Here is a 22,399-nt window from a genome sequence, read left to right as displayed (position 1 = left end):
AAAGGGTGAAAATACAAAGCCGCCTTCATCGATTTCGACAAGGACGGCTTTGGTTTACTTTATTTCTTTCTTCATTTGTGCAAATTCTCTATCTGAGCACAAAACGAAGTGTTCAGGCGAAATCTCGCGGAATTCCACCTTTTCATCCGGACCATATTTATGATCTTCCGGATTATATGGCGTTCTGACGCGTGAACGCTCGTAGATTGGATCCGGTAAGGGAATAGCGGAAAGTAATGATTTTGTATATGGGTGCATCGGATTCTTGTAAAGTTCTTCAGCAGTTGCCATTTCGACAAGTTTTCCAAAATACATTACACCGATTCGGTCTGAAATATATTTAACCATTGATAAATCATGCGCGATGAATAAATATGTAAGACCTTTCTCTTTCTGCAAATCTCTTAATAAGTTGACAACCTGTGCTTGGATTGAAACGTCTAATGCAGAAATGGGCTCATCCGCAATGATGAATTCAGGGTTCACGGCTAACGCACGCGCAATACCGATCCGCTGGCGCTGACCGCCTGAGAATTCATGGGGATACCGTTCCGCATGTTCTTTATTCAAACCGACTGTTTCAAGTAGTTCGATTACCTTTTGTTTACGTTCTTTGGCATTTTTAACAAGACCATGGATATCAAGACCCTCTGCGATAATATCCATAACCTTCATCCTTGGGTTCAAAGAAGCGTATGGATCTTGGAATATCATTTGCATCTTTTGATTTAGTGATTTTACTTCAGACTTCGATTTATTCCCATGTACACTGACACCATCATAGAGGACTTCACCGTCTGTTGCGTCGTAAAGTCGGATAATCGTCCGGCCGGTAGTCGATTTACCACAACCCGACTCACCAACTAAACCGAATGTTTCACCACGATAAATGTCAAAGCTAATATTATCAATCGCTTTAACTTCTGAAGGTTTTCCGGCATTAAAGTATTGTTTCAAGTTCTTTACTTCAAGCAATTTTTCTGCCATTACGCTTCACCTCCATGAGTCTCTACATAATATCTGCTTCCACGGAATGTCTTCATTCTCTCAATTATCGTTGCGGGCGGGTCCACTTTAGGTGCATTCGGATGAAGCAGCCATGTTGCCGCGAAATGTGTTTCACTTACTTGAAACATAGGTGGGGCTTGCTCCAAGTCAATTTTTAACGCATATTCACTACGTAGTGCAAATGCATCTCCAACCGGTGGATTCAATAAATCCGGCGGTGTACCAGGAATTGCATAAAGTCTTTCCTCTTCAAGATCCAACGATGGCATGGAACTTAAAAGTCCCCATGTGTACGGATGTTGAGGGTTATAGAATATTTCATCGACTGTACCAACTTCAACAATACGTCCACCATACATAACCGCGACGCGATCAGCGACATTCGCTACGACCCCAAGGTCATGTGTGATGAAAATGATGGAAGTGTCGACTTTCTTCTGAATATCCTTCATCAATTCCAAAATTTGAGCCTGGATTGTAACGTCAAGCGCAGTTGTAGGTTCGTCAGCAATCAACACTTTTGGATTACATGCAAGTGCAATCGCAATGACAATCCTTTGCCTTTGTCCCCCAGAAAATTGGTGAGGGTACATTTTATATCGGTTTTCCGCATTCGGAATCCCTACCATTTTCAATAGGTCGATGGCAACTTCCTTAGCCTTCGCTTTACCCACTTTTTGGTGTTTTAAAATCGGTTCCATAACCTGCTTTCCGATTGGCATCGTCGGATTCAGAGATGTCATTGGATCCTGGAAAATCATTGAAATCTCTTTACCCCTGATTTTCTGCATCTCTTTTTCAGGGAGTTTTGTCAAATCATTATTATTGAATAAAATTTGACCATTTTTAAACTCGGAGCTAGATTCAGGTAGTAATCGCATAATGGATTTCGTCGTTACGGATTTACCGGATCCCGACTCGCCTACGATTGCAAGGGTCTCCCCTTTGTTCAAATCAAAACTTACTCCGCGGATTGCTTTCACTTCACCGGCAAACGTATGGAAGGAAAGCTCCAAGTCTTTTACTTGCAATATTTTTTCCATCTTGGCTTTCCTCCTATTAATCTTTCATTTTCGGATCAAGTGCATCACGCAAACCGTCACCGATTAAGTTGAACGCGATCATCAAAATACTTATGACCAACGATGGGAATAATAGTACGTATGGTTGGAACTCCATAACTTTGTAGCCATCGTTGATAAGTGTACCAAGCGAAGCTGCAGGCGGTTGAAGACCAATTCCGATAAAGCTTAGGAACGCCTCAAAGAAAATCGCACTTGGAATCGTGAACATCGTATTGATGATGACGATTCCTAATATGTTTGGCAATAGATGTTTTGTAATGATGCGGCTATGTCCAGCACCAAGGGTTCTTGAGGCAAGTACGAATTCCTGCCCTTTAAATTTCAATATTTGTGCACGAACAATACGGGACATCCCTATCCAACCTGTGATGGAAATCGCTATGATGATTGCTGTTATTCCCGGTTCCATAATGAGAATCATAAGAATAACGACGATCAAGGTAGGAATCCCGATTAGAATTTCAACGATCCTCTGCATGACATCATCTGTTCGTCCACCGAAATAGCCGGAAATACCGCCGTAAGCTACTCCGATCACAACGTCAATCAAAGCCGCAATGAAAGCAATCAATAACGAAATCTGAGTTCCTTCCCAAAGACGAGTGAATAAATCACGCCCTAATCCGTCTGTTCCGAACCAATAATATTCGTCAACTTTTTTAACTTCATAAAGGTCAAGTTTTTGTCCACCAAGTTCACCAACACCATTAAATATACCCAACTTTTCGATACCGGGAATTTTAGGCGGTAAGTTAGCATGACGGAGATTTTGAGTATCCCCCGAGCGACCGTTTAAATGCGGTCCTACTAGCGCCATCAAAACTAACAAAACGAGGACAACCATACTGACAATGGCGGCTTTGTTTTTACGCAAGCGCAGCCAAGCATCTTGCCAGAAACTTAAACTTGGTTTCGTAATACGTTCAGCCGAATCGCTATCGATCACCACTCGTTCAAATTTTTCCGGCGGTAATTGTTGTTTATCAAGTTGCATTAGCTTTTACCTCCAGACAGACGGATTCTTGGATCAATGATTCCGTAAAGAATATCAACGATGAAAATAACGACAATCAGGAATGCAGAGAAGAATAATGTAGTACCCATAATCGTCGCATGGTCATTCGACATAATAGAAGAAACGAATTGCTCACCGATACCTGGGATTGCGAAAATCTGCTCGACAACAAGCGATCCTGTTACAAGTCCAGCCGCAACCGGCCCCAAAACTGTAACTAAAGGAATCAATGCATTTCGAAGTGCGTGTTTGAATGCAATTTCGAAGCCGTTTGCACCTTTAGCTTTTGCTAATGTTATATAGTCTGAGCTTAATACTTCAATCATTTCAGTACGGATAAATCTTGCAGACAATGCAAGCGGACCCATTGCTAACGCGATGGAAGGCAAGATACTGGATTTCCACCCATCATTCCATAATCCAACAGGTAGTAAGTGCCATTCTGAAGCAACCCAATATTGCAGTAAAGATGCAAATACGAAAGATGGAATCGATATTCCTAAGATTGCAAAGAATGTACTTCCGTAATCCCAGAATGTGTTCTGCCGTAGCGCGGCAATCATACCTAATAAGATACCTATTATCGTACCGAACACCATCGCTTGTGCCCCAAGGATAAACGAAGGTTTAAAACGGCTTGCAAGAAGATCGTTTACACTTTTCCCTTTAAAGACGAATGATGTACCCAAATCCCCTTTTGCCAAGTTCTTCATATAGATTGCGTACTGTACTGGCTTCGGTTTGTCGATACCATACTTCTTTTCTACTATTGCTCTTTGCGATTCATTTAACTTGTTATATGAAGCTATTGGTGAACCTGGTAGCGTTTGCATAAGGAAAAATGTCGCTGTTGCAATGAGGAACATCGTGAGGAACATATAAATTAGACGCTTACTAACATATTTAACCATATCGCACCTCCAAATTAGGGTCTTCCATTTATGTCAAATTGAATACTCAATACTTTTTCAAGTTGATAATACAATAAATTTTCTAATTATTGCCTACAACTAAAAAGAGAGAGAGTATACGAACGAACCGAGTTCATATACTCTCTTCCATATTAAATTGTTTTATCGTAATGCGTATTATTTACCGGAGATATAAGCCCACTTGTAGCTATAGTCAGCTCCGAATGGATGTACTGCAAGACCTTTAAAGTATGGTTTTTGCAATTGAAGCAATCCACGTTGGTAAATCGGCGCGATAGCTGCGTCATCTTCCAAAAGGATTTTCTCGGCTTTTGCAAATGCTTCATAACGAGCTACTGGATCCAATGCAAGTTCAGCTTTTGAAGCCTCGATCAACGCATCGTATTCAGGGTTAGAATAAGACATCAAGTTGTTAGTACCATCAGTGACGAACATGTCCAAGAATGAAATCGGGTCTTGGAAGTCTGGGCCCCATCCGGAAATTTGGATATCATATTGTTGGTTTGTATCAAGTTCCAAACGAACGGAGAATGGTACTTCTTTCAATTTGATTTTCAAACCTTCAAGGTTGCTTTCAAGTTGAGATTTAAAGTACTCGTCCATTTTCTTGGAAAGTTCAGTGTCTCCACCAAGGATTTCAAGTTCCAATTCAGTTACACCAAGCTCGTCCAAACCTTTTTGCCAGAAATCTTTCGCTTCTTCTGCATCATATACCAGGTGGTCGCCGCCGATATCGCGGAAGTCTTTTCCATTTTCGTCAAAAGCGAAATCTTTAGGTACGATGAAGTCTGCAGGAATTGAACCATTTGCAAGGATTACATCAGCTAAATCTTGTTTTTCGAAAGACTTAGCGATTGCCTTACGAATATTCACGTTTGCAAGTGGTGTTTCTTTACCGTCTTTTTCTTGGTTAAACTTCATGTAGAATACAGAAGTTTCAGGTTGTACGATTGCTTCAGCATGAGAACTGTATTGTAATGCTAAATCACCAGATACACCTGCACGGTCTTTCTTGCCGTCATTGTATAGCTTGATAGCAGTTGCAGAGTCTTTTACAACGTCAACATTAATAGTTTCAAGTTTAACGTTTTCTGCATCCCAGTAATTTTCGTTTTTCTTATAAACCCAGCTATCTCCAGTACCATCCCATTCAGTTAGAACGAACGGACCGTTGTATAGAAGGTTGTCTGAGTTTGTAGCATAAGCATCGCCTTTAGCTGTTACAAATTCTTCTTTTTGTGGGTAGAATGTTCCGAAAGACATAAGTGATAAGAAGTATGGCACTGGACGTTCCAAAGTAACAACCAATGTTTTGTCGTCTTCAGCAACGATACCTAATTCCGACTTGTCCATATCCCCTTCACTAATTGCTGTTGCGTTTTTAACAACACCTGACATCATGAATGGACCATAAGGTGATCCAGTATCTGGGTCGATTGCACGTTGCCATGCAAATACGAAGTCATGAGCAGTAACTTCTGATCCGTCAGACCATTTTGCGTCGCGAAGTTTGAATGTGTATGTCAATCCATCTTCGCTCACAACTGCTTCTTCAGCAGCGATAGCAGGTTCAGCAACGTTTTCCAAGTTCAAACGGTACAGACCTTCGTTTACGTTATTCAATACGTTGAAACCTACTGCGTCTTCTACGATAGCAGAGTCTACAGAAGGAATAGCAGCAGCTTCGATCAAGTTAAGAACTTGTTCTGCATCTGGCTCGCTAACTTCTTCTTGTGTAGCTTTGTCGTTTTCTTTGTTAGGTGCAGCGTTTTTATCTTCTGACTTGTCTTTACCGCCACAAGCAGCAAGAACGACGCTCAACACTAAAGAAAGTGTTAAAAGCAATAGCATTTTGTTTCTCTTCATGATGATGACCTCCTTTTGTAATTGTCTGAAGAATTAACACTTTTTATTATACCCTGAAAACGTCTCAAGTCAAAGCCTTTTTAACGATTTTTTCAGAAACAATATTATGTTAAAGTAATTAGAAGTTTTTATATTGTCAATATTTTAGAGAGAAACATTGATTTAATAAGGTTTATACTAATTGCTTTCTTTTCCTATTTGTTATAATATACAGGAATAAACAATTATATAAACAATAAAAAAGAGGTTAGAATATGAAGAGAATTGTAATTAATGTTATTGTAAGCCAATTATTAATTATTTTACTATTGTTTGTTTTAAATGGAGAAGCAACGCTTTTAGACTATATTAATGTTTCATTCAATATAGGATCAGCATTACTATTCATGGGCCTTGCAGTTCTTGTTTTCCAATCTGGTTTCTTTGATTTCTTCTCGACAAGCATGAAAAAAGTCTTTTATAGAAAACATGTCCAGGAAGATATTATGACGATGAGGCCCCCATCAGAAGTTATCACCATAAAACCTAACTTCTTTTTCCGTCTTGGTGTTCCAGTCATTCTGCTAATGTTAGTCGCCTTATTAGTCTATTCTATATAATAAAAGCCGCCTTCCATCACTAATCAGATGGAGGCGGCTTTACTTTTTTTATTTTAACTGCTTTTTCATTTCTTCAAATTCTTTATCCGAACTTAAAACGAAGTGTTCAGGTGATATTTCACGGAACTCCACTTTTTCATCTGGGCCGTATTTATGGTCTTCCGGATTATATGGCGTTCTGACACGTGAGCGTTCATAGATTGGATCCGGCAACGGAATAGCAGAAAGTAATGATTTTGTATATGGGTGCATCGGATTCTTGTAGAGTTCTTCAGCAGTCGCCATTTCGACAAGTTTACCAAAATACATTACACCGATCCGGTCTGAAATATATTTAACCATCGATAAATCATGTGCGATGAATAAATATGTAAGACCTTTCTCTTTCTGCAAATCCCTTAATAAATTGACAACCTGCGCTTGGATTGAAACGTCTAATGCAGAAATCGGCTCATCCGCAATGATGAATTCAGGGTTCACAGCTAACGCACGAGCAATACCAATCCGTTGGCGCTGACCACCTGAGAATTCATGGGGATACCGTTCCGCATGTTCCTTATTCAAACCTACCGTTTCAAGCAGTTCGATTACCTTCTGCTTACGTTCCTTGGCATTTTTCACAAGACCATGGATATCAAGGCCTTCAGCGATAATATCCATAACCTTCATCCTTGGGTTCAAAGAAGCATAAGGGTCTTGGAATATCATTTGCATTTTCTGATTTAAAGATTTCACTTCAGCATTTGACTTGCTCCCATGGACACTAACACCATCATAAAGGACTTCTCCGTCTGTAGCGTCGTAAAGTCGGATAATCGTCCGGCCCGTCGTCGATTTACCGCAACCCGACTCACCAACTAAGCCGAATGTTTCACCACGATATATGTCAAAGCTAATATTATCAATCGCTTTAACTTCTGAAGGTTTTCCGGCATTAAAGTATTGTTTCAAGTTCTTTACTTCAAGCAATTTTTCTGCCATTACGCTTCACCTCCATTAGTCTCTTCATAATATCTGCTTGCACGGAAAGTCTTCATTCGCTCAATGATCGTTGCTGGCGGGTCGACTTTTGGTGCGTTTGGATGAAGCAGCCATGTAGCTGCGTAATGTGTATCACTTACCTTGAACATCGGCGGCGCTTGCTCCAAGTCAATTTGTAAAGCATATTCACTACGCAGTGCAAATGCATCACCTACTGGCGGATTCAATAGATCTGGCGGAGTACCCGGAATCGCATAAAGTCTTTCCTCTTCAAGATCCAACGATGGCATAGAGCTTAAAAGTCCCCATGTGTATGGATGTTGAGGGTTATAGAATATTTCATCGACTGTACCGACTTCCACAATACGGCCTCCATACATAACCGCAACACGATCGGCGACGTTCGCAACTACACCAAGGTCATGCGTGATGAAGATGATAGAAGTATCAACTTTCTTCTGGATATCTTTCATCAATTCCAAAATTTGTGCCTGGATTGTAACGTCAAGTGCAGTTGTTGGTTCGTCGGCGATCAACACTTTAGGATTACATGCAAGTGCAATTGCAATAACTATCCGTTGTCTTTGTCCCCCAGAAAATTGGTGCGGGTACATTTTATATCGGTTTTCCGCGTTTGGAATTCCGACCATTTTCAATAAGTCGACGGCAACTTCCATCGCTTTTGACTTACTTACTTTTTGGTGTTTTAGAATCGGTTCCATAACCTGCTTTCCGATCGGCATCGTCGGATTCAGAGATGTCATCGGATCCTGGAAAATCATCGAAATGTCTTTCCCTCTGATTTTCTGCATTTCCTTTTCAGGCAACTTCGTTAGATCCTTACTTTCAAAAAGGATTTCTCCGTTTTTAAACTCGGAGCTCGACTCGGGTAGCAATCGCATAATCGACTTCGTGGTCACCGATTTCCCTGACCCAGACTCGCCTACAATCGCCAACGTCTCCCCTTTGTTCAAATCAAAGCTTACTCCACGGATTGCTTTCACTTCACCGGCAAAGGTATGGAAGGAAAGCTCCAAGTCTTTTACTTGCAATATTTTTTCCATCTCGGCTTTCCTCCAATCAATCTTTCATTTTCGGATCAAGCGCATCACGTAAACCGTCACCGATTAAGTTGAACGCGATCATCAAAATACTAATGACCAACGCCGGGAATAAAAGTACATATGGTTGGAATTCCATTACTTTATATCCATCGTTAATTAATGTACCAAGTGAAGCTGCTGGCGGTTGAAGACCAATCCCGATAAAGCTCAGAAACGCTTCAAAGAATATTGCACTCGGAATTGTGAACATTGTATTGATGATGACAATCCCTAATATATTTGGCAATAGATGTTTTGTAATGATACGACTATGGCCGGCTCCCAGGGTTCTTGAAGCAAGAACAAATTCTTGGCCTTTGAATTTCAAAATTTGTGCACGTACGATACGGGACATCCCTATCCAACCCGTGATGGAAATCGCAATGATGATTGCAGTTATCCCCGGCTCCATAATAAGAATCATGAGAATAACGACGATCAACGTCGGAATTCCGATTAGGATTTCCACAATCCGTTGCATGACGTCATCTGTCCGACCACCGAAGTAGCCCGAAATGCCACCATAAGCTACTCCAATCACAACGTCAATCAACGCCGCAATGAAAGCGATCAATAGCGAGATCTGAGTTCCTTCCCAAAGTCGGGTGAACAAATCACGTCCTAACCCATCCGTTCCGAACCAATAATACTCGTCGACTTTTTTCACTTCATACAGATCGACCTTTTGTCCACCTAATTCACCGACACCATTAAAAATACCCAAATTCTCGATGCCAGGAATTTTAGGTGGCAAGTTAGCATGACGAAGATTTTGAGTATCTCCCGAGCGACCGTTTAAATGTGGTCCCACAAGCGCCATCAATACCAACAATACCAAGACAACCATACTGACGATAGCCGCTTTGTTTTTGCGTAAGCGAAGCCAAGCATCTTGCCAGAAACTTAAACTTGGTTTTGTAATTCTCTCCGCTGTATGTGTATCAATCGTTACACGTTCGAATTTTTCTGGCGGTAATTGCTGTTTATCATTTTGCATTATCCCTTACCTCCAGACAGACGGATTCGTGGATCAATGATTCCGTATAAAATATCAACGATGAAAATAACGACAATCAGGAATGCTGAGAAGAATAAAGTTGTTCCCATAATCGTCGCGTGATCATTTGTCATAATAGAAGAAACGAATTGCTCCCCGATACCTGGGATTGCGAAAATCTGCTCTACAACAAGCGATCCTGTTACAAGACCAGCCGCAACCGGACCCAATACTGTAACCAAAGGTATCAACGCATTACGTAGTGCGTGCTTAAAGGCGATTTCGAAGCCGTTTGCACCTTTAGCTTTTGCCAACGTTATATAGTCCGAACTCAACACTTCAATCATTTCCGTCCGTATGAACCTCGCAGATAAAGCAAGCGGGCCCATAGCCAACGCGATAGATGGCAAGATACTGGATTTCCAGCCATCATTCCATAATCCAACCGGCAGTAGATGCCATTCGGAAGCGATCCAATATTGAAGTAATGATGCGAAGACAAAGGATGGAATCGATATACCCAATATCGCAAAGAATGTACTTCCGTAATCCCAAAATGTATTTTGCCGGAGCGCGGCAAGCATACCTAAAAGGATACCAATAATTGTACCGAATACCATCGCTTGTGCCCCAAGGATTAAGGAAGGTTTAAAGCGACTTGCAAGAAGGTCGTTTACACTTTTCCCTTTAAAGACGAATGATGTACCCAAATCCCCTTTCGCCAAATTCTTCATATAGATGGCATATTGCACCGGTTTCGGTTTGTCGATGCCATATTTTTTCTCAACGATTGCCCTTTGTGACTCATTTAGCTTGTTATACGAGGCTATCGGTGAACCTGGTAGCGTTTGCATAAGGAAAAAAGTTGCTGTCGCAATGAGGAACATCGTGAGGAACATATAAATTAGACGCTTACCAACATATTTAACCATTTCGCACCTCCATATTGCTCAATAATTGTAGAATAACCTATTTCATTCAATTTAAAGATTTCCAACCGATTAGTTAAAAAGAGAGAGTATATGAACAAATTACCGTCCATATACTCTCTGGCATATTAAGCATTTACTCGTATCCCTTATTTTTTACCGGAGATATAAGCCCATTTATAGCTATAGTCCGCGCCAAATGGATGCACACCAAGATCCTTGAAGTAAGGCTTTTGTAATTGGATGGATCCTTTTTGATAAATCGGTGCGATTGCAGCATCGTCTTCTAAAAGAATCTTTTCAGCCTTAGCAAATGCTTCGTAACGCGCTTTTGGATCTAATGCAAGTTCATCTTTTGTTGAACTGATTAGCGCATCGTACTCCGAATTTGAATAAGACATCAAATTGTTAGTCACATTAGTGACGAACATATCCATAAATGAAATCGGGTCTTGGAAGTCAGGCCCCCATCCAGATACTTCGATATCGTAATCTTGATTAGTTTCAAGCTCCAATCGAACTGAAAACGGTACTTCTTTCAGCTTGATCTTCAATCCTTTAAGATTGCTTTCAAGTTGATCTTTGAAATATTCATCCATTTTCTTGGAAAGTTCACTGTCCCCACCAAGGATTTCAAGTTCTAAATTAGATACTCCAAGCTCGTCCAAACCTTTTTGCCAGTAGTCTTTCGCTTCTTCAGTATCGTACACCAATAGGTCGCCGTTCATATCACGGAAATCATTTCCGTTTTCATCAAAAGCGAATTCTTTCGGTACGATGAAGTTTGCAGCACTTGAGCCATTCGCAAGGACTACATCAGCCAAATCCTCTTTTTGGAAAGACTTAGCAATAGCCTTACGAATGTTTTCATTTGCAAGCGGCGTTTCTTTGCCGTCCTTCATTTGGTTAAACTTCAAAAAGAATATAGATGTATCAGGTTCAACTACTGCTTCAGCATGTCCGGCATATTGAAGCGCCAAGTCACCGGATACACCAGCACGGTCTTTTTTGCCATCATTATATAGTTTTACAGCGGTTGCAGAGTCTTTTACTACATCAACATTAATCGTGTCGAGTTTAACATTTTCTGCATCCCAATAGTTCTCATTTTTCTTATAAACCCAGCTATCCCCTGTTCCATCCCACTCAGTTAAAATGAATGGACCGTTGTAAAGAAGGTTATCGGAGTTCGCTGCATAGGCATCGCCCTTATCTGTTACAAATTCTTCTTTTTGTGGGTAGAATGTTCCGAAAGACATTAGAGATAAGAAATATGGCACTGGACGCTCCAAAGTAACAACCAATGTTTTGTCGTCTTCGGCAACAATGCCTAATTCTGACTTGTCCATTTTCCCTTCACTAATTGCTGTTGCGTTTTTAACAACACCAGACATCATAAATGGACCATAAGGTGATCCAGTATCTGGGTCGATTGCACGTTGCCATGCAAATACGAAGTCATGAGCAGTAACTTCTGATCCGTCAGACCATTTTGCGTCACGAAGTTTGAATGTGTAAGTCAATCCATCTTCGCTTACTACTGCTTCTTCAGCAGCGATAGCAGGTTCAGCAACGTTTTCCAAGTTCAAACGGTACAGACCTTCGTTAACGTTATTCAAAACGTTGAATCCTACTTGGTCTTCTACGATAGCAGAGTCTACGGAAGGAATTGTCGCCCCTTCAATCAAGTTAAGCACTTGCTCCGCATCCGGCTCTCCGGTTCCTTCATTTTGCCCTGTTGCATTACTGCCACTTTTATTAGGCGCCTCGTCTTTCCCTCCACAAGCTGCAAGAACGACACTAAGCACTAAAGAAAGGGCCATGAGCAATAGCATTTTGTTTCTCTTCATGATGATGACCTCCCTTTGTAATTGTCAGAAGAATTAACACTTTTATATTATACAACGAAAACAACTGAAATCAAACTGTTTTTATTGAATAGTTATTCTGAAAATATTATTAGAAAATTAACTATCATAAATGAATTATCAATAAAACCTTATAACTAAGGGATTAATGAGTGTAGTTCATTTTAACACCATTCCAAACAAGATATAATAAACAGTTATATTTAAATTAAATAAATGCTTTAAATATGAATACAATTCAAATTAAAGTTATTGTGATAAAATTTATTCTTTATAAGAAATAAAACCCAATACCAATAATAAGATACGCAGATAGTAACGTTAGACCCTCAAACCAATTGGATTCACCATCATTACATAAATTGATAACAAGAAAAGTAGCTGTTACCATGGCTACCAATTCAGGAATTGTAAACACTAATGGCATCGTCACTGGCATGAATAGTGAAACGATAACAAGTATAGGTGCGACAAACATAGCTACCTGTAATGTTGAACCAACCGCAATTTCGACAGCCACATCCATCCTATCTTTCATTGCCATCGTTATTGCTGAGAAGTGTTCCGCAGCGTTCCCTACAATTGCAACGATGATGACTCCAATGAATAATTCCGTCCAACCGAATCGGTCACCAAGCGTTTCGAATGTATGCACTAATTTTTCGGATACAAACGCAACAGCAACAGTTGATAAAAGAAGTACAATGATCGACTTGTTCTTTGACCATTCTGGAATTTCAATTTCCTTTTCCACATCTTTATCGGAAGAAGCAAACACACCTCGATGTGTCACAAGTTTAAAAAACAGGCCAGCCAAATATAAGGCGATTAAAATGATCGATACGCCTATACTTAATGTAACCGTATTTTGAGGATTCATCTTCAGCGAAAAGATTTCGGGAATCACAAATGCAACAATAACCGCAAATATTAACAAACCTGAATTATATCGGGCATCACGAATGCTGAAATTTTGCGTTTTATATTTAATCCCTCCCGCAAAAAAGGAAAAACCCAATACAAGCAACAAGTTCCCAAGGACGGACCCTGTTAGCGATGCAAGAACGATCCCGATTAAACCTGCTTTTAATGTGAATATAGAAATGATCAATTCGACTGCATTGCCGAATGTTGCATTCAATAAGCCGCCTATTCTCGGTCCACTCACAATGGCAAGACTTTCCGTTGCTCTGCCAATAAACCCCGAAAGCGCAATGATACTAACACAGCTTATTAAAAAAATAGGAATCGCAGGCCAATTTAATAAAGAGCCAATCAACACCGACGGAACTCCTGTGAATGCAAGAAACAAAAATACACGATTCATATTCCTCACTCCCTTTCGCTAACTTATCTTTCCCTATAGGCGAAAATGCAAACGGCTTCCATTCCTTTTTGGAACTGGAAGTTATTTTCATTGCCACGCAGCAAAAAGTCATGTAAGATGAATTCACAGGCTGCATTGTACGTATTCACATTAAGTTTTAACCTTTAAGCTGTAAAAGGGAGTTTTACATTGAAACAGGAATGGTATGCCCGATTCATTATTAATCGGGACGAACAGGAGCGTTTCTGCGAACACCCACTTTGAGGAGTGGTGGTTTAAAACTTTCTATGACTCGATACGGCAAAAGCGGCTTGTTTGATACATAATTTCAACACCATCCATTGGATGGTGTTTTTTACATTTATTATGTTAAAGGATATTTTTTTGAACTTAGGACATCATACATTGTGTAAGTGACCATTTCACTTAACAATTATTTAAGGAGATGTCTCATATGCCAGACAATAGACAAAACAGGAACAACAATAACAACAGGAACGACCAAAACAATCGAAATCAAAACAGAAACAACAATACTGAATTCGGTCAAGACTTTTTTGATGTAAACAATCAAGATAATAACAACAGAAACAACGACGACAGGAATAAGAATAACCGTAATAACAGAAATAACAACAATAATAACAATAACAACAACAATCGTTAATATTTAAAAAGAAAAAGCATCGAAGCGGTTCACAACAACCGATTCGATGCTTTTTCTTTATACCATTTTTAATAAGGCTTCTTCACCAATCATGCCTACATGAATCCCTAAAGTTTCTGCTTCTTTTGTAATTGATTCGAGTGGAGCTTTTAATAATTGTTCGATTGTTTTTACCCCGACAGCTCTTCCAGCGATTATTTTCCGATCTGCAAGGACGTTATTCAGTAAAGCTACATCAAGTGCACCACACATGATGTATCCTTTGTCGTTTGAGACGGTAAGTAAGGTTGTTTTAGGTAACAGAACAGTCACTGCTGTAAATGTGTGACCGTTTATAATAATGGGTGTCATTGAAACCAAGTTACTCTCCCCTTTCCCCTTTATACATATGGTGGTAAGGTACAAAATGTGAACGGATTACATTATAACTGTTGCTTTACGTTTCAGGCGGACGCTTTCCGTGGGGCGCGGGTGAGCCTCCTCGTCGCTTTGCTCCTGCGGGGTCTCACCATTCGCGCTTAACCCCACAGGAGTCGCCGCCTTCCACTTCAAGCAACGAAATATCAGGTACAGGTTTAGGTTCATTCTAAATTAATTCAAATTTTTGCTATAATAATAGAAAGTTCTTACTTGCGGGGAAGTGAATAGTAATTGACTACTGAAAAAGATAATCTTGTCCACGATGAAAGCAATGATCAGTTCGAACAAATGAGTGATGAGGAGATAAATGAACTTGTGTTGGAGGCTCAAAGGGAGGCTTTGCTAAGATCGTCCGAGGAAGTTGCGTTACCAAAGAGACGTATTCCGAAATGGTTTGTTTGGCTAATGTCGATCACGTTAGCGCTGAGTACGTTTGTTGGACTTTTTCAAGTGTTTTCGATTCCGGCGATTGAATTTCTAATAACGTCTGCAAAACTTTCGAAACAGGAAAATATAGCTACCTATAAAAAATCTGTTGTGGTTGTTTCGACCGAGAACGGAAAAGGGACGGGGTTCTCCATATCCGAAGAAGGCATAATTTTAACAAATTATCATGTAATTGAAGAAAATAATTTTATTACAGTCGTTTTTCCGGAGGATGGTCGTTATAATGCAACCATTTTAGAAACATATCCGGAGATCGATTTGGCTGTACTTGAAATTGAAGGGAACGACTTTCCTTCCCTACCTCTTGCAAAGGACAACGGAATGGAAGAAAATGACCCGATTACTTTTATCGGAAATCCATTAAGCTTTAAAGGAATCGCAAATGAAGGAACAATATTGGCTCCCATTACATTAAAAAACTGGGTGGACGAGGTAATTATGATAAAAGCTCCGGTATATCGGGGAAATAGTGGTAGTCCGGTAATAAATGAATACGGGCAAGTGGTCGGTGTCGTCTTTGCTACTTTGGATCATGAAGAGCATGGCAAAGTTGGATTATTCATCCCGATCGATTTGTTTTACGAATATCAACTTAACCACTAACAATAAGGCAAATTAGTATAGTTTACTTTTAAAATGAATTATACTATTTTAGGTACATCTTAGTTTTTTTACAGCTAACTGGAGGGAAATGAAATTGAAGAAAATCTTGTCTGCGCTAATTGCCTTGACGATTGTTATGTCGCCTATCGGCAGCTTAGTGTTAAATGATCATGCAACAACTGTTGAAGCGAAAAGGTATAAATCAGGAAAGAAAGGCTTTAATACAAATCCACAACAAAACAGCATCAATAATCAACCAAAAGTGGATAAGAAAAAACAAGATGAAAACACATCATTTAATAAATCTTCCCAAAACACTTCCACGAAGGGCGGTTTCTTCTCCGGCGGACTTATGAGGGGATTGTTCATCGGAGGGCTTGCAGGCTTACTTTTCGGTAGCCTATTCGCCAATATGGGAATGTTAGGGTCAATTTTAGGCTTAATGATCAATGTACTTGCTATTGTATTTGCGATTAGTCTAATACGGAAGATCTTCACGCTTCTAAAAGCGAAGAAAGAAAAAGAGGAAGTTAATCAATGGCGGAATTAATGATGTCCGAGCAAGATATCATTAATGCGATTTGTCTTGAACAAGCATGGAAACATGAAAATGTGTTGCCAGAAAACGTTGAAGTTGAGTTAATCTATGACGATGATGAAGGCTTTTCTGCGGAAGTGGAATTTTTCGATAAAAAATACGTGATTGGCTCGTTCGAAATGATTCAATCAATTCGCTTCTATATAAAGGAAGTATTACAAGGTGATCCTTATGCAGCAAGCATAAAACTTTTGCTGGATAGGGAAGAAGGAATTATTGCTTCTATACAGTGACATTTTAATGCATGGCCGGGCGGGCAAATGACCGCCTGGCCTTTTTAACTTGTTGTGACTAACTCCCTCTCACTCACCTCATACTTCACTTCTGAATTATTCTTTATGACTAATTCTTCACTTACACAGTCCCCTGTGCGCTTATCAATCGTCCGCCGCCAAATTTCGTTCTTTCTATAGTTTTTTTCTTTTTGTCGATAAAATTGATGTTCCCTTTCTTCAATATGGTAACTATATTCCATTTCTTCATTCACAAAAACAGCACCTTTCAAATGTCGATCCGTCAGCCATAAACGGATTTGAAACGTATAAGTAGTCGTATTCTTAAACCGCAAGTCCACATAATTATAAAAAACGCTCGCCCCGCTGCCGAACGGAAGAACCCTTCCCTCATCAGGGAAAGGATCAAAGCTATGATGATGCCGTTCAATAACAGTCATCGGTGTATGTAGCACCATCCAATAGAGAAGGTTTGCCAACTGACAAATACCGCCCCCGATTCCGGTTTTCACTTCTCCTCTTGATAATTGCATCCCTTCGATATAACCTTTTTTCTTTGTGGCCCTCCCAACCAATTCCCAAAAGGAAAATACTTCTCCCGGTTGAATGAGTATACCGTCAATTCTACTTGCGGCCATTCTTACGTTCACGATTTTATTCTCCTGCAGAATCGGATCACTGTCCCCTAATCTTCTCCGTAATAAGGATTGATGTTTTTTACATGTGAATCGAAAATTCGTTTCGACCTTTTGCCTTGCGAACTGTTTCTTAGTCTTCAAATTACTAATGTAGCGAAAAAACCTTTTCTGCTCAATTCGAGCATGATAAAAAAATGGATGAATCTCTGACAATCGCATCATTTTCTCCCCTTGTAATCATCATAGCGACTCTCTACTATATTCATCTTGCAAATCTTCTTATCCTTCCTGCCATAAAAATATATTTCAGTTATCTGCTCTATTTTTCAAACTCAAATGATAGGATATATATATCTACTAAATTCGGAAAATTGAACTAAAAAGGAGGATAAACTAAATGAAAAAGCAAAATAGCAAAAACGGCTTCCCTTTTTTAGCTTGGCTAATCGCGACTTTCATCCTGTTCATTGCTGCAGTAAATACGATACCAAGCTTCGCAGCACGTATATCGGATACTCCTGTTTTAGGCCATATAGTAAAAGCTGTTGAATTTGGAAACGAACCGGTATCCGAGGAACCGGAGAAAGATGAGGCTGTCGCCACCACAAATTCCAAAAGCAATGACATTTCAGATACTGGGAATCCAGTCAAGACATTTGCGTTTGAGTATGGATTGGCAACAGGAGGAACGATTACAGATAATGTAAACGTCAAATCGATTACTTTTGAAAAAGAAGATGATGTGGAACATATCAGTATCCATTTCACGCAGAGGGGTGAAGAAGAAGAATATCAGCTTTTAGCACCGGTCTATATGATTAAATATCAAGAAAATCCGTATACGATGACCTTTACGATACACGGGGCACGGGCATTTGATGCAAATGAATTCATCGATTTGAAAAACAGTGATTTAGTTGAGGATGCCTATTGGCTCGTCACACATGATGATTCAGCCATTCGTTTTACAATCGTTTTTAAAGGACCGGTAAAAATTGCAGGTGAGGAATATGCCGATCCTGCACAACTTGTAGTCAGTGTTGCTGCAGATGAGGAACCGACCGCAACAAAACTATACACCGTACGAACTCCTTCTCATTTATTCGGTGGAGATATTCCTTATTATGAAGAATATTTATTAAAAGAAAAAGGACTGCGAGTACTTCGGGAAAACGGAATACTATTTTCCACATGGGAAAGCGAGTTTTACCTTGAAGTAGGATTATATGAGAACAGGGAGGATGCAGAGAAAAAAGCTCTCGAAATCAATGAGGAGCATGAGCCTGATGTACATGTGTTTGTTGAAGAGCGGGATGTGCCCGGAAGATAAATCGTGACATCAATAAATAGCCTTTGCCATGAGCGACTAACTTATGGCAAAGGCTATTTTTAACCATTTTTTGACTTTAACTAAACAATCCTCTGTTTTGCCTTTATTTTCACAATAAACTTTTTACGGAAACTATAAAACTTTTCAAGTCCTTGTACGTCTATATCTATTGAAATAATACTTGCCCAGTAAGTTATTAGGTGATATGATACGCGTGCTAATCAATCATATTAATAAATTAAGATTTTATATAGATAAGGCGGTGACTTAGATGAATAGACACGACATAAGGACGCAAAAGAAAAGAAAAAAGAAGTTCGGAATTGGTATCGGCATCATTTTAGTGTTGCTTGCCTTCGGAGTTTATTATTGGGTCGACCAATATAATAAAGGATTATCGCTTTCTGGTGATGGGACATTAAAAGGACAAAATGAAGACTTCGGTATTTTTGACGGTCCTGAACCACAATTCGGAGAGATCAATGTATTACTCTTAGGATCGGACGCCCGTAAAAATGAAGACGGACATTCAGACACATTAATGATTGCTAATTACAATCAGGAAACCAAAAAAGTAAAATTAATTTCTATTATGCGAGATGTATACGTGGATATACCCGGTTATAGAAAGCAAAAGATTAACACTGCCTATACAGTCGGAGGTCCAGAATTGGTCCGACAGACAATTAAAGAAAACTTCGGGTTAGATATACACTATTACGCAATGGTTGACTTTAAAGGTTTTCCAAAGATTGCTGATATTATTGCACCGGACGGAATAGAGGTTGACATCCCCTATACGATGGAACACGGGATTTATATGACGCTAAAGCCAGGCAAGCAAATTTTACACGGTGACCAACTATTAGGATACGTCCGTTTCCGTCATGATTCCAAAAATGATTTTGGTCGCGTGGATCGTCAACAGGAAGTACTTTCAAAATTGAAAGATGAAGCTGTAAGTATCCATAGCATTTTAAGTCTACCAAAGCTCTTAGGTGCGGCTGATGCATATGTCGATACGAATCTTGATAAGATGAAGATTCTCTCGATCGGTAAAGGGATTATGGACAATAAATCCGAAAAAATCGAGACATTGCGTCTTCCGGTTGATGGCTCATACTCCGATAAACGAGTTGATTATGTAGGTGCGGTCCTTGATATCGATATGGAGCAAAACATTGAGGCTTTGAATGATTTCCTTAGCGATAAAAAAGAGATAGCGGATACAGAAAGTTTAACGAATAAATAAAAAAAGGCATCCCGATTACAAAGGGATGCCTCTTTATTCTCTTCTGAAAAAGCCGAAGATGCCTACAGTTTGAACAATGTTTGTAAAGGCTTGCGGATCAACTTCATTAATGATCTTTTCCAAATCATATAATTCATATCTTGTGATTACTAAATACAACATATTTTTCTCTTCTTTGGAATATGCGCCCTTTGCTGGCACAATCGTAATTCCTCGCACCATTTTGTTATGAATTGCTTGTTGGAGGTCATCTGCCTTATGTGTGATGATCATTGCCGTTACCTTCTCGTGTCTTGTGTGAAGCATATCAATGACTGAAGTAGTGACGTACAGGGCAACCATCGTATAAAGTGCATTCTCTGGTTCATATAAGAAGCCTGCAAGCACAATAATAATTCCATTCAACAATAAGAAATACGTACCGATAGGTTTATCCTGTAGACGGGACAATACCATTGCGACAATATCCATTCCGCCGGTGGATGCTCCAAGCTTTAACGATATCCCAACTCCAACTCCTGCAATCACCCCACCGAAAACCGCATTTAGAATAATATCATTGGATAGTGAAAGTATTGGCAATAACTCAAGGAACAAAGTTGTAAAAAAGACCGATATTATACTATAGATAGTAAAACCTCTACCGACTTTAAACCAACCAAGAATGAATACAGGAATATTGAATAACAAAAGTAAAATTCCAGTACTTAGTGATATTCCAAAATGATCATTCAAAATGCTGGAAACAAGCTGGGCAGCTCCAGCAAATCCACTTGCGTAAACATTGGCATTTATGAGGAAGAAGTTTAATGAAATTGCTACCAATAAAGCACTGAAAATCACCGCAATAATTCTTTTCGCCTCGATAAAAAACATAAGTACCTCCTTTAATATCTAATCGATTATACTACAATTCAAGAAAGTATCTTCTTTTCACTATTCCACGTTTTGACTATAAAAAACATCGGTATATTTATAACTTCCTAAGCTATTGGTAATGCTTATTCAACTAATATTTGTGGTTATATTTATCAAAATCCAACAGAAGACTCCCACTTCAAGGAATGAGAAGGGCGAAGACCAATGAGTAAGCGGGAGATGAATGTCGGTTAGGCGCAGCCTTGACACTGCGTCAAATTATTGGTAAAGTCAAATAAATGGAACCTATGTTCCTATGCAGAGTCATAATAAATATCACACAGATAGATGGAGATGAAGGGTATGCTGGTCCATAAAGCGTATAAATTTAGACTCTATCCAAACAAGGAGCAGGAACAATTGATTGTAAAAACAATTGGCTGTTCGCGATTTGTCTTCAATCATTTTCTGGCGAAATGGACAGACGCGTATAAAGAAACCGGAAAAGGGCTGTCCTACAACGTCTGTTCCAAACAGCTACCTCTTCTGAAAAGTGAATTGCCTTGGCTGCGTGAAGTCGATAGCATAGCCATTCAAACATCCGTGAAGCATCTCGCCGATTCGTATAATCGTTTCTTTAAAGGGCAGAATAAACATCCCCGTTTCAAATCCAAAATGAACAACGTACAATCCTACACGACAAAACATACGAATGGAAACATTGCCCTACTCGATAAAAAAATTAAATTACCAAAGCTTGGACTAGTGCGTATTGCGAAAAGCCAAGAAGTAGATGGACGCATTCTTAATTCAACCGTTACACGCCGACCGAGCGGGAAATATTTCGTATCCGTCCTAACGGAAGTGGAAATCAGCGAGCTTCCTAAAACCAGTTCGACTGTTGGCGTGGATATGGGACTGAACGATTTTGCGGTCCTTTCAACGGGCGAGGTATTTGGCAACCCTAAGTGGTTCCGAAACATGGAAAAGAAGCTGGCGGATGCACAACGCGTTCTTTCCAGGCGGCAAAGGGGAGCAGTGAACCGCCAATGCCCACTGTCCGAGGCGAAGAACTATCTAAAGCAGAAGCGCAAAGTGGCGCAGATACATGAACGGATTACAAATGCCAGGACGGATTACCTGCAGAAAATCTCGACGCACATCATCAAAAACCACGATGTTGTAGGCATTGAGGATTTGCAGGTGTCCAACATGCTAAAAAACCGTAAACTCGCCAAAGCAATCAGTGAAGCATCTTGGTCACAGTTCCGTAAAATGTTGGAGTACAAGGCGGAATGGTACGGCAAGCAGGTTGTCGCTGTATCAAAAATCTATCCAAGTTCCCAGCTGTGTTCGGATTGTGGTCACCGGAATAAAGAGGTTAAGAACCTGAATCTCCGTGACTGGACTTGCCTGACTTGTGGCACTCATCATGACCGGGATATTAACGCAGGGAAAAATATTAGAAAAGAAGCGATGAGACTGCTAACCGTAGGGACTACGGGGATCGCCTAATCAATATCTGCCCATTGGGGTGGAGTTCTTAGGAATCCCTCACTTCTAAGCGAAGCGAAAGTGGGGGTAGTTCAAAATTGGACTTGTTTTCTGCAAATCTAAGTATATAATCTGTATACAAGGGTTAG

Annotated in this window: 21 protein-coding genes and 1 other RNA gene; 8 read left to right on the top strand and 14 right to left on the bottom strand. The window is 39.8% G+C overall.

Annotated elements, in window-relative coordinates; genetic code table 11:
- Positions 1-54: 54 nt before the first annotated feature.
- The 5 genes from ACFPZG_RS12905 to ACFPZG_RS12885 form a co-directional block, all read right to left on the bottom strand.
- Complete coding sequence (locus ACFPZG_RS12905; RefSeq protein WP_283732114.1) at positions 55-987, bottom strand: ABC transporter ATP-binding protein; 933 nt, start codon at positions 985-987, stop codon at positions 55-57.
- Positions 987-2,051 (bottom strand): ABC transporter ATP-binding protein, encoded by a 1,065-nt coding sequence (locus ACFPZG_RS12900; protein WP_317940718.1) that lies wholly within the window; start codon positions 2,049-2,051, stop codon positions 987-989. Before ACFPZG_RS12900 ends, ACFPZG_RS12905 begins: the two co-directional genes overlap by 1 nt.
- A gap of 16 nt (positions 2,052-2,067) precedes the next feature.
- Positions 2,068-3,087, bottom strand: coding sequence for an oligopeptide ABC transporter permease (gene opp3C, locus ACFPZG_RS12895; RefSeq protein ID WP_317940719.1), 1,020 nt, complete (start codon positions 3,085-3,087; stop codon positions 2,068-2,070).
- Entirely contained in the window at positions 3,087-4,019 is a 933-nt protein-coding gene (gene opp3b, locus ACFPZG_RS12890) for an oligopeptide ABC transporter permease (protein ID WP_283732115.1), read from the bottom strand. The genes opp3C (ACFPZG_RS12895) and opp3b (ACFPZG_RS12890) overlap by 1 nt, the downstream gene beginning before the upstream one ends.
- A 177-nt stretch (positions 4,020-4,196) precedes the next feature.
- Positions 4,197-5,906 carry a peptide ABC transporter substrate-binding protein gene (locus ACFPZG_RS12885; RefSeq protein ID WP_283732116.1) on the bottom strand — a complete coding sequence of 570 codons (1,710 nt, stop codon included), beginning with the start codon at positions 5,904-5,906 and terminating at the stop codon, positions 4,197-4,199.
- A 254-nt stretch (positions 5,907-6,160) separates the two neighbouring features.
- Here ACFPZG_RS12885 and ACFPZG_RS12880 point away from each other — a divergent pair, with 254 nt between their 5' ends.
- Positions 6,161-6,505 carry a DUF3899 domain-containing protein gene (locus tag ACFPZG_RS12880; protein ID WP_283732117.1) on the top strand — a complete coding sequence of 115 codons (345 nt, stop codon included), beginning with the start codon at positions 6,161-6,163 and terminating at the stop codon, positions 6,503-6,505.
- A gap of 48 nt (positions 6,506-6,553) precedes the next feature.
- Here ACFPZG_RS12880 and ACFPZG_RS12875 read toward each other — a convergent pair whose 3' ends face one another.
- The 6 genes from ACFPZG_RS12875 to cax all read right to left on the bottom strand — a co-directional run bounded on the left by ACFPZG_RS12875 (position 6,554) and on the right by cax (position 13,710).
- The gene (locus tag ACFPZG_RS12875) at positions 6,554-7,486 is read right to left on the bottom strand and encodes an ABC transporter ATP-binding protein (protein WP_317940720.1); all 933 of its coding nucleotides are present in this window, start codon (positions 7,484-7,486) and stop codon (positions 6,554-6,556) included.
- Positions 7,486-8,550, bottom strand: a complete 1,065-nt coding sequence (locus ACFPZG_RS12870; protein ID WP_283732118.1) for an ABC transporter ATP-binding protein — start codon at positions 8,548-8,550, stop codon at positions 7,486-7,488. Before ACFPZG_RS12870 ends, ACFPZG_RS12875 begins: the two co-directional genes overlap by 1 nt.
- 16 nt (positions 8,551-8,566) lie before the next feature.
- The gene (opp3C, locus tag ACFPZG_RS12865) at positions 8,567-9,586 is read right to left on the bottom strand and encodes an oligopeptide ABC transporter permease (RefSeq protein WP_283732119.1); all 1,020 of its coding nucleotides are present in this window, start codon (positions 9,584-9,586) and stop codon (positions 8,567-8,569) included.
- The gene (opp3b, locus tag ACFPZG_RS12860) at positions 9,586-10,518 is read right to left on the bottom strand and encodes an oligopeptide ABC transporter permease (protein WP_283732120.1); all 933 of its coding nucleotides are present in this window, start codon (positions 10,516-10,518) and stop codon (positions 9,586-9,588) included. The genes opp3C (ACFPZG_RS12865) and opp3b (ACFPZG_RS12860) overlap by 1 nt, the downstream gene beginning before the upstream one ends.
- Positions 10,519-10,664: 146 nt before the next feature.
- Positions 10,665-12,365, bottom strand: a complete 1,701-nt coding sequence (locus ACFPZG_RS12855; RefSeq protein ID WP_283732121.1) for a peptide ABC transporter substrate-binding protein — start codon at positions 12,363-12,365, stop codon at positions 10,665-10,667.
- A gap of 289 nt (positions 12,366-12,654) precedes the next feature.
- Positions 12,655-13,710 (bottom strand): calcium/proton exchanger, encoded by a 1,056-nt coding sequence (gene cax / locus ACFPZG_RS12850; protein WP_317940721.1) that lies wholly within the window; start codon positions 13,708-13,710, stop codon positions 12,655-12,657.
- Positions 13,711-13,834: 124 nt separating this feature from the next.
- Between cax and ssrS the strand changes: the two genes are divergently transcribed.
- Positions 13,835-14,027: non-coding RNA, 6S RNA (gene ssrS / locus ACFPZG_RS12845), on the top strand.
- A 407-nt stretch (positions 14,028-14,434) separates the two neighbouring features.
- On the opposite strand, the gene ACFPZG_RS12840 is transcribed toward ssrS, so the two are convergent.
- Entirely contained in the window at positions 14,435-14,728 is a 294-nt protein-coding gene (locus ACFPZG_RS12840) for a YunC family protein (RefSeq protein WP_381427510.1), read from the bottom strand.
- 300 nt (positions 14,729-15,028) lie between these two features.
- On the opposite strand from ACFPZG_RS12840, the gene ACFPZG_RS12835 reads away from it, so the two are divergent.
- The 3 genes from ACFPZG_RS12835 (at position 15,029) to ACFPZG_RS12825 (ending at position 16,678) form a co-directional block, all read left to right on the top strand.
- On the top strand, positions 15,029-15,847 hold the full coding sequence (locus ACFPZG_RS12835) for a S1C family serine protease (RefSeq protein ID WP_317940722.1): 819 nt from the start codon (positions 15,029-15,031) through the stop codon (positions 15,845-15,847).
- Between the two features lie 94 nt (positions 15,848-15,941).
- Positions 15,942-16,397 carry a hypothetical protein gene (locus ACFPZG_RS12830; RefSeq protein ID WP_317940723.1) on the top strand — a complete coding sequence of 152 codons (456 nt, stop codon included), beginning with the start codon at positions 15,942-15,944 and terminating at the stop codon, positions 16,395-16,397.
- Positions 16,385-16,678: a DUF2653 family protein gene (locus tag ACFPZG_RS12825; RefSeq protein ID WP_283732123.1), complete on the top strand. Its 294-nt coding sequence runs from the start codon at positions 16,385-16,387 to the stop codon at positions 16,676-16,678. The genes ACFPZG_RS12830 and ACFPZG_RS12825 overlap by 13 nt, the downstream gene beginning before the upstream one ends.
- 44 nt (positions 16,679-16,722) lie before the next feature.
- Here the strand turns inward: ACFPZG_RS12825 and ACFPZG_RS12820 are convergent, their stop codons facing one another.
- Positions 16,723-17,328: a VanW family protein gene (locus ACFPZG_RS12820; RefSeq protein ID WP_283732124.1), complete on the bottom strand. Its 606-nt coding sequence runs from the start codon at positions 17,326-17,328 to the stop codon at positions 16,723-16,725.
- Positions 17,329-17,713: 385 nt separating this feature from the next.
- Between ACFPZG_RS12820 and ACFPZG_RS12815 the strand changes: the two genes are divergently transcribed.
- Both ACFPZG_RS12815 and ACFPZG_RS12810 read left to right on the top strand, forming a co-directional pair.
- Entirely contained in the window at positions 17,714-18,646 is a 933-nt protein-coding gene (locus ACFPZG_RS12815; protein WP_317940724.1) for a hypothetical protein, read from the top strand.
- A 271-nt stretch (positions 18,647-18,917) separates the two neighbouring features.
- Positions 18,918-19,898 carry an LCP family protein gene (locus ACFPZG_RS12810; RefSeq protein ID WP_283732127.1) on the top strand — a complete coding sequence of 327 codons (981 nt, stop codon included), beginning with the start codon at positions 18,918-18,920 and terminating at the stop codon, positions 19,896-19,898.
- Positions 19,899-19,931: 33 nt separating this feature from the next.
- Here the strand turns inward: ACFPZG_RS12810 and ACFPZG_RS12805 are convergent, their stop codons facing one another.
- Positions 19,932-20,774, bottom strand: a complete 843-nt coding sequence (locus tag ACFPZG_RS12805; protein ID WP_283732128.1) for a YitT family protein — start codon at positions 20,772-20,774, stop codon at positions 19,932-19,934.
- Between the two features lie 345 nt (positions 20,775-21,119).
- Here ACFPZG_RS12805 and tnpB point away from each other — a divergent pair, with 345 nt between their 5' ends.
- The gene (tnpB, locus tag ACFPZG_RS12800; protein ID WP_283732129.1) at positions 21,120-22,271 is read left to right on the top strand and encodes an IS200/IS605 family element RNA-guided endonuclease TnpB; all 1,152 of its coding nucleotides are present in this window, start codon (positions 21,120-21,122) and stop codon (positions 22,269-22,271) included.
- The last annotated feature ends 128 nt before the right edge of the window (positions 22,272-22,399 follow it).

Source organism: Sporosarcina thermotolerans (assembly GCF_042658975.1).
Classification (GTDB): domain Bacteria; phylum Bacillota; class Bacilli; order Bacillales_A; family Planococcaceae; genus Sporosarcina; species Sporosarcina thermotolerans.
The sequence above is the reverse complement of the archived record's forward strand: the minus strand, read 5'-3'. Positions and strand labels throughout refer to the sequence as shown.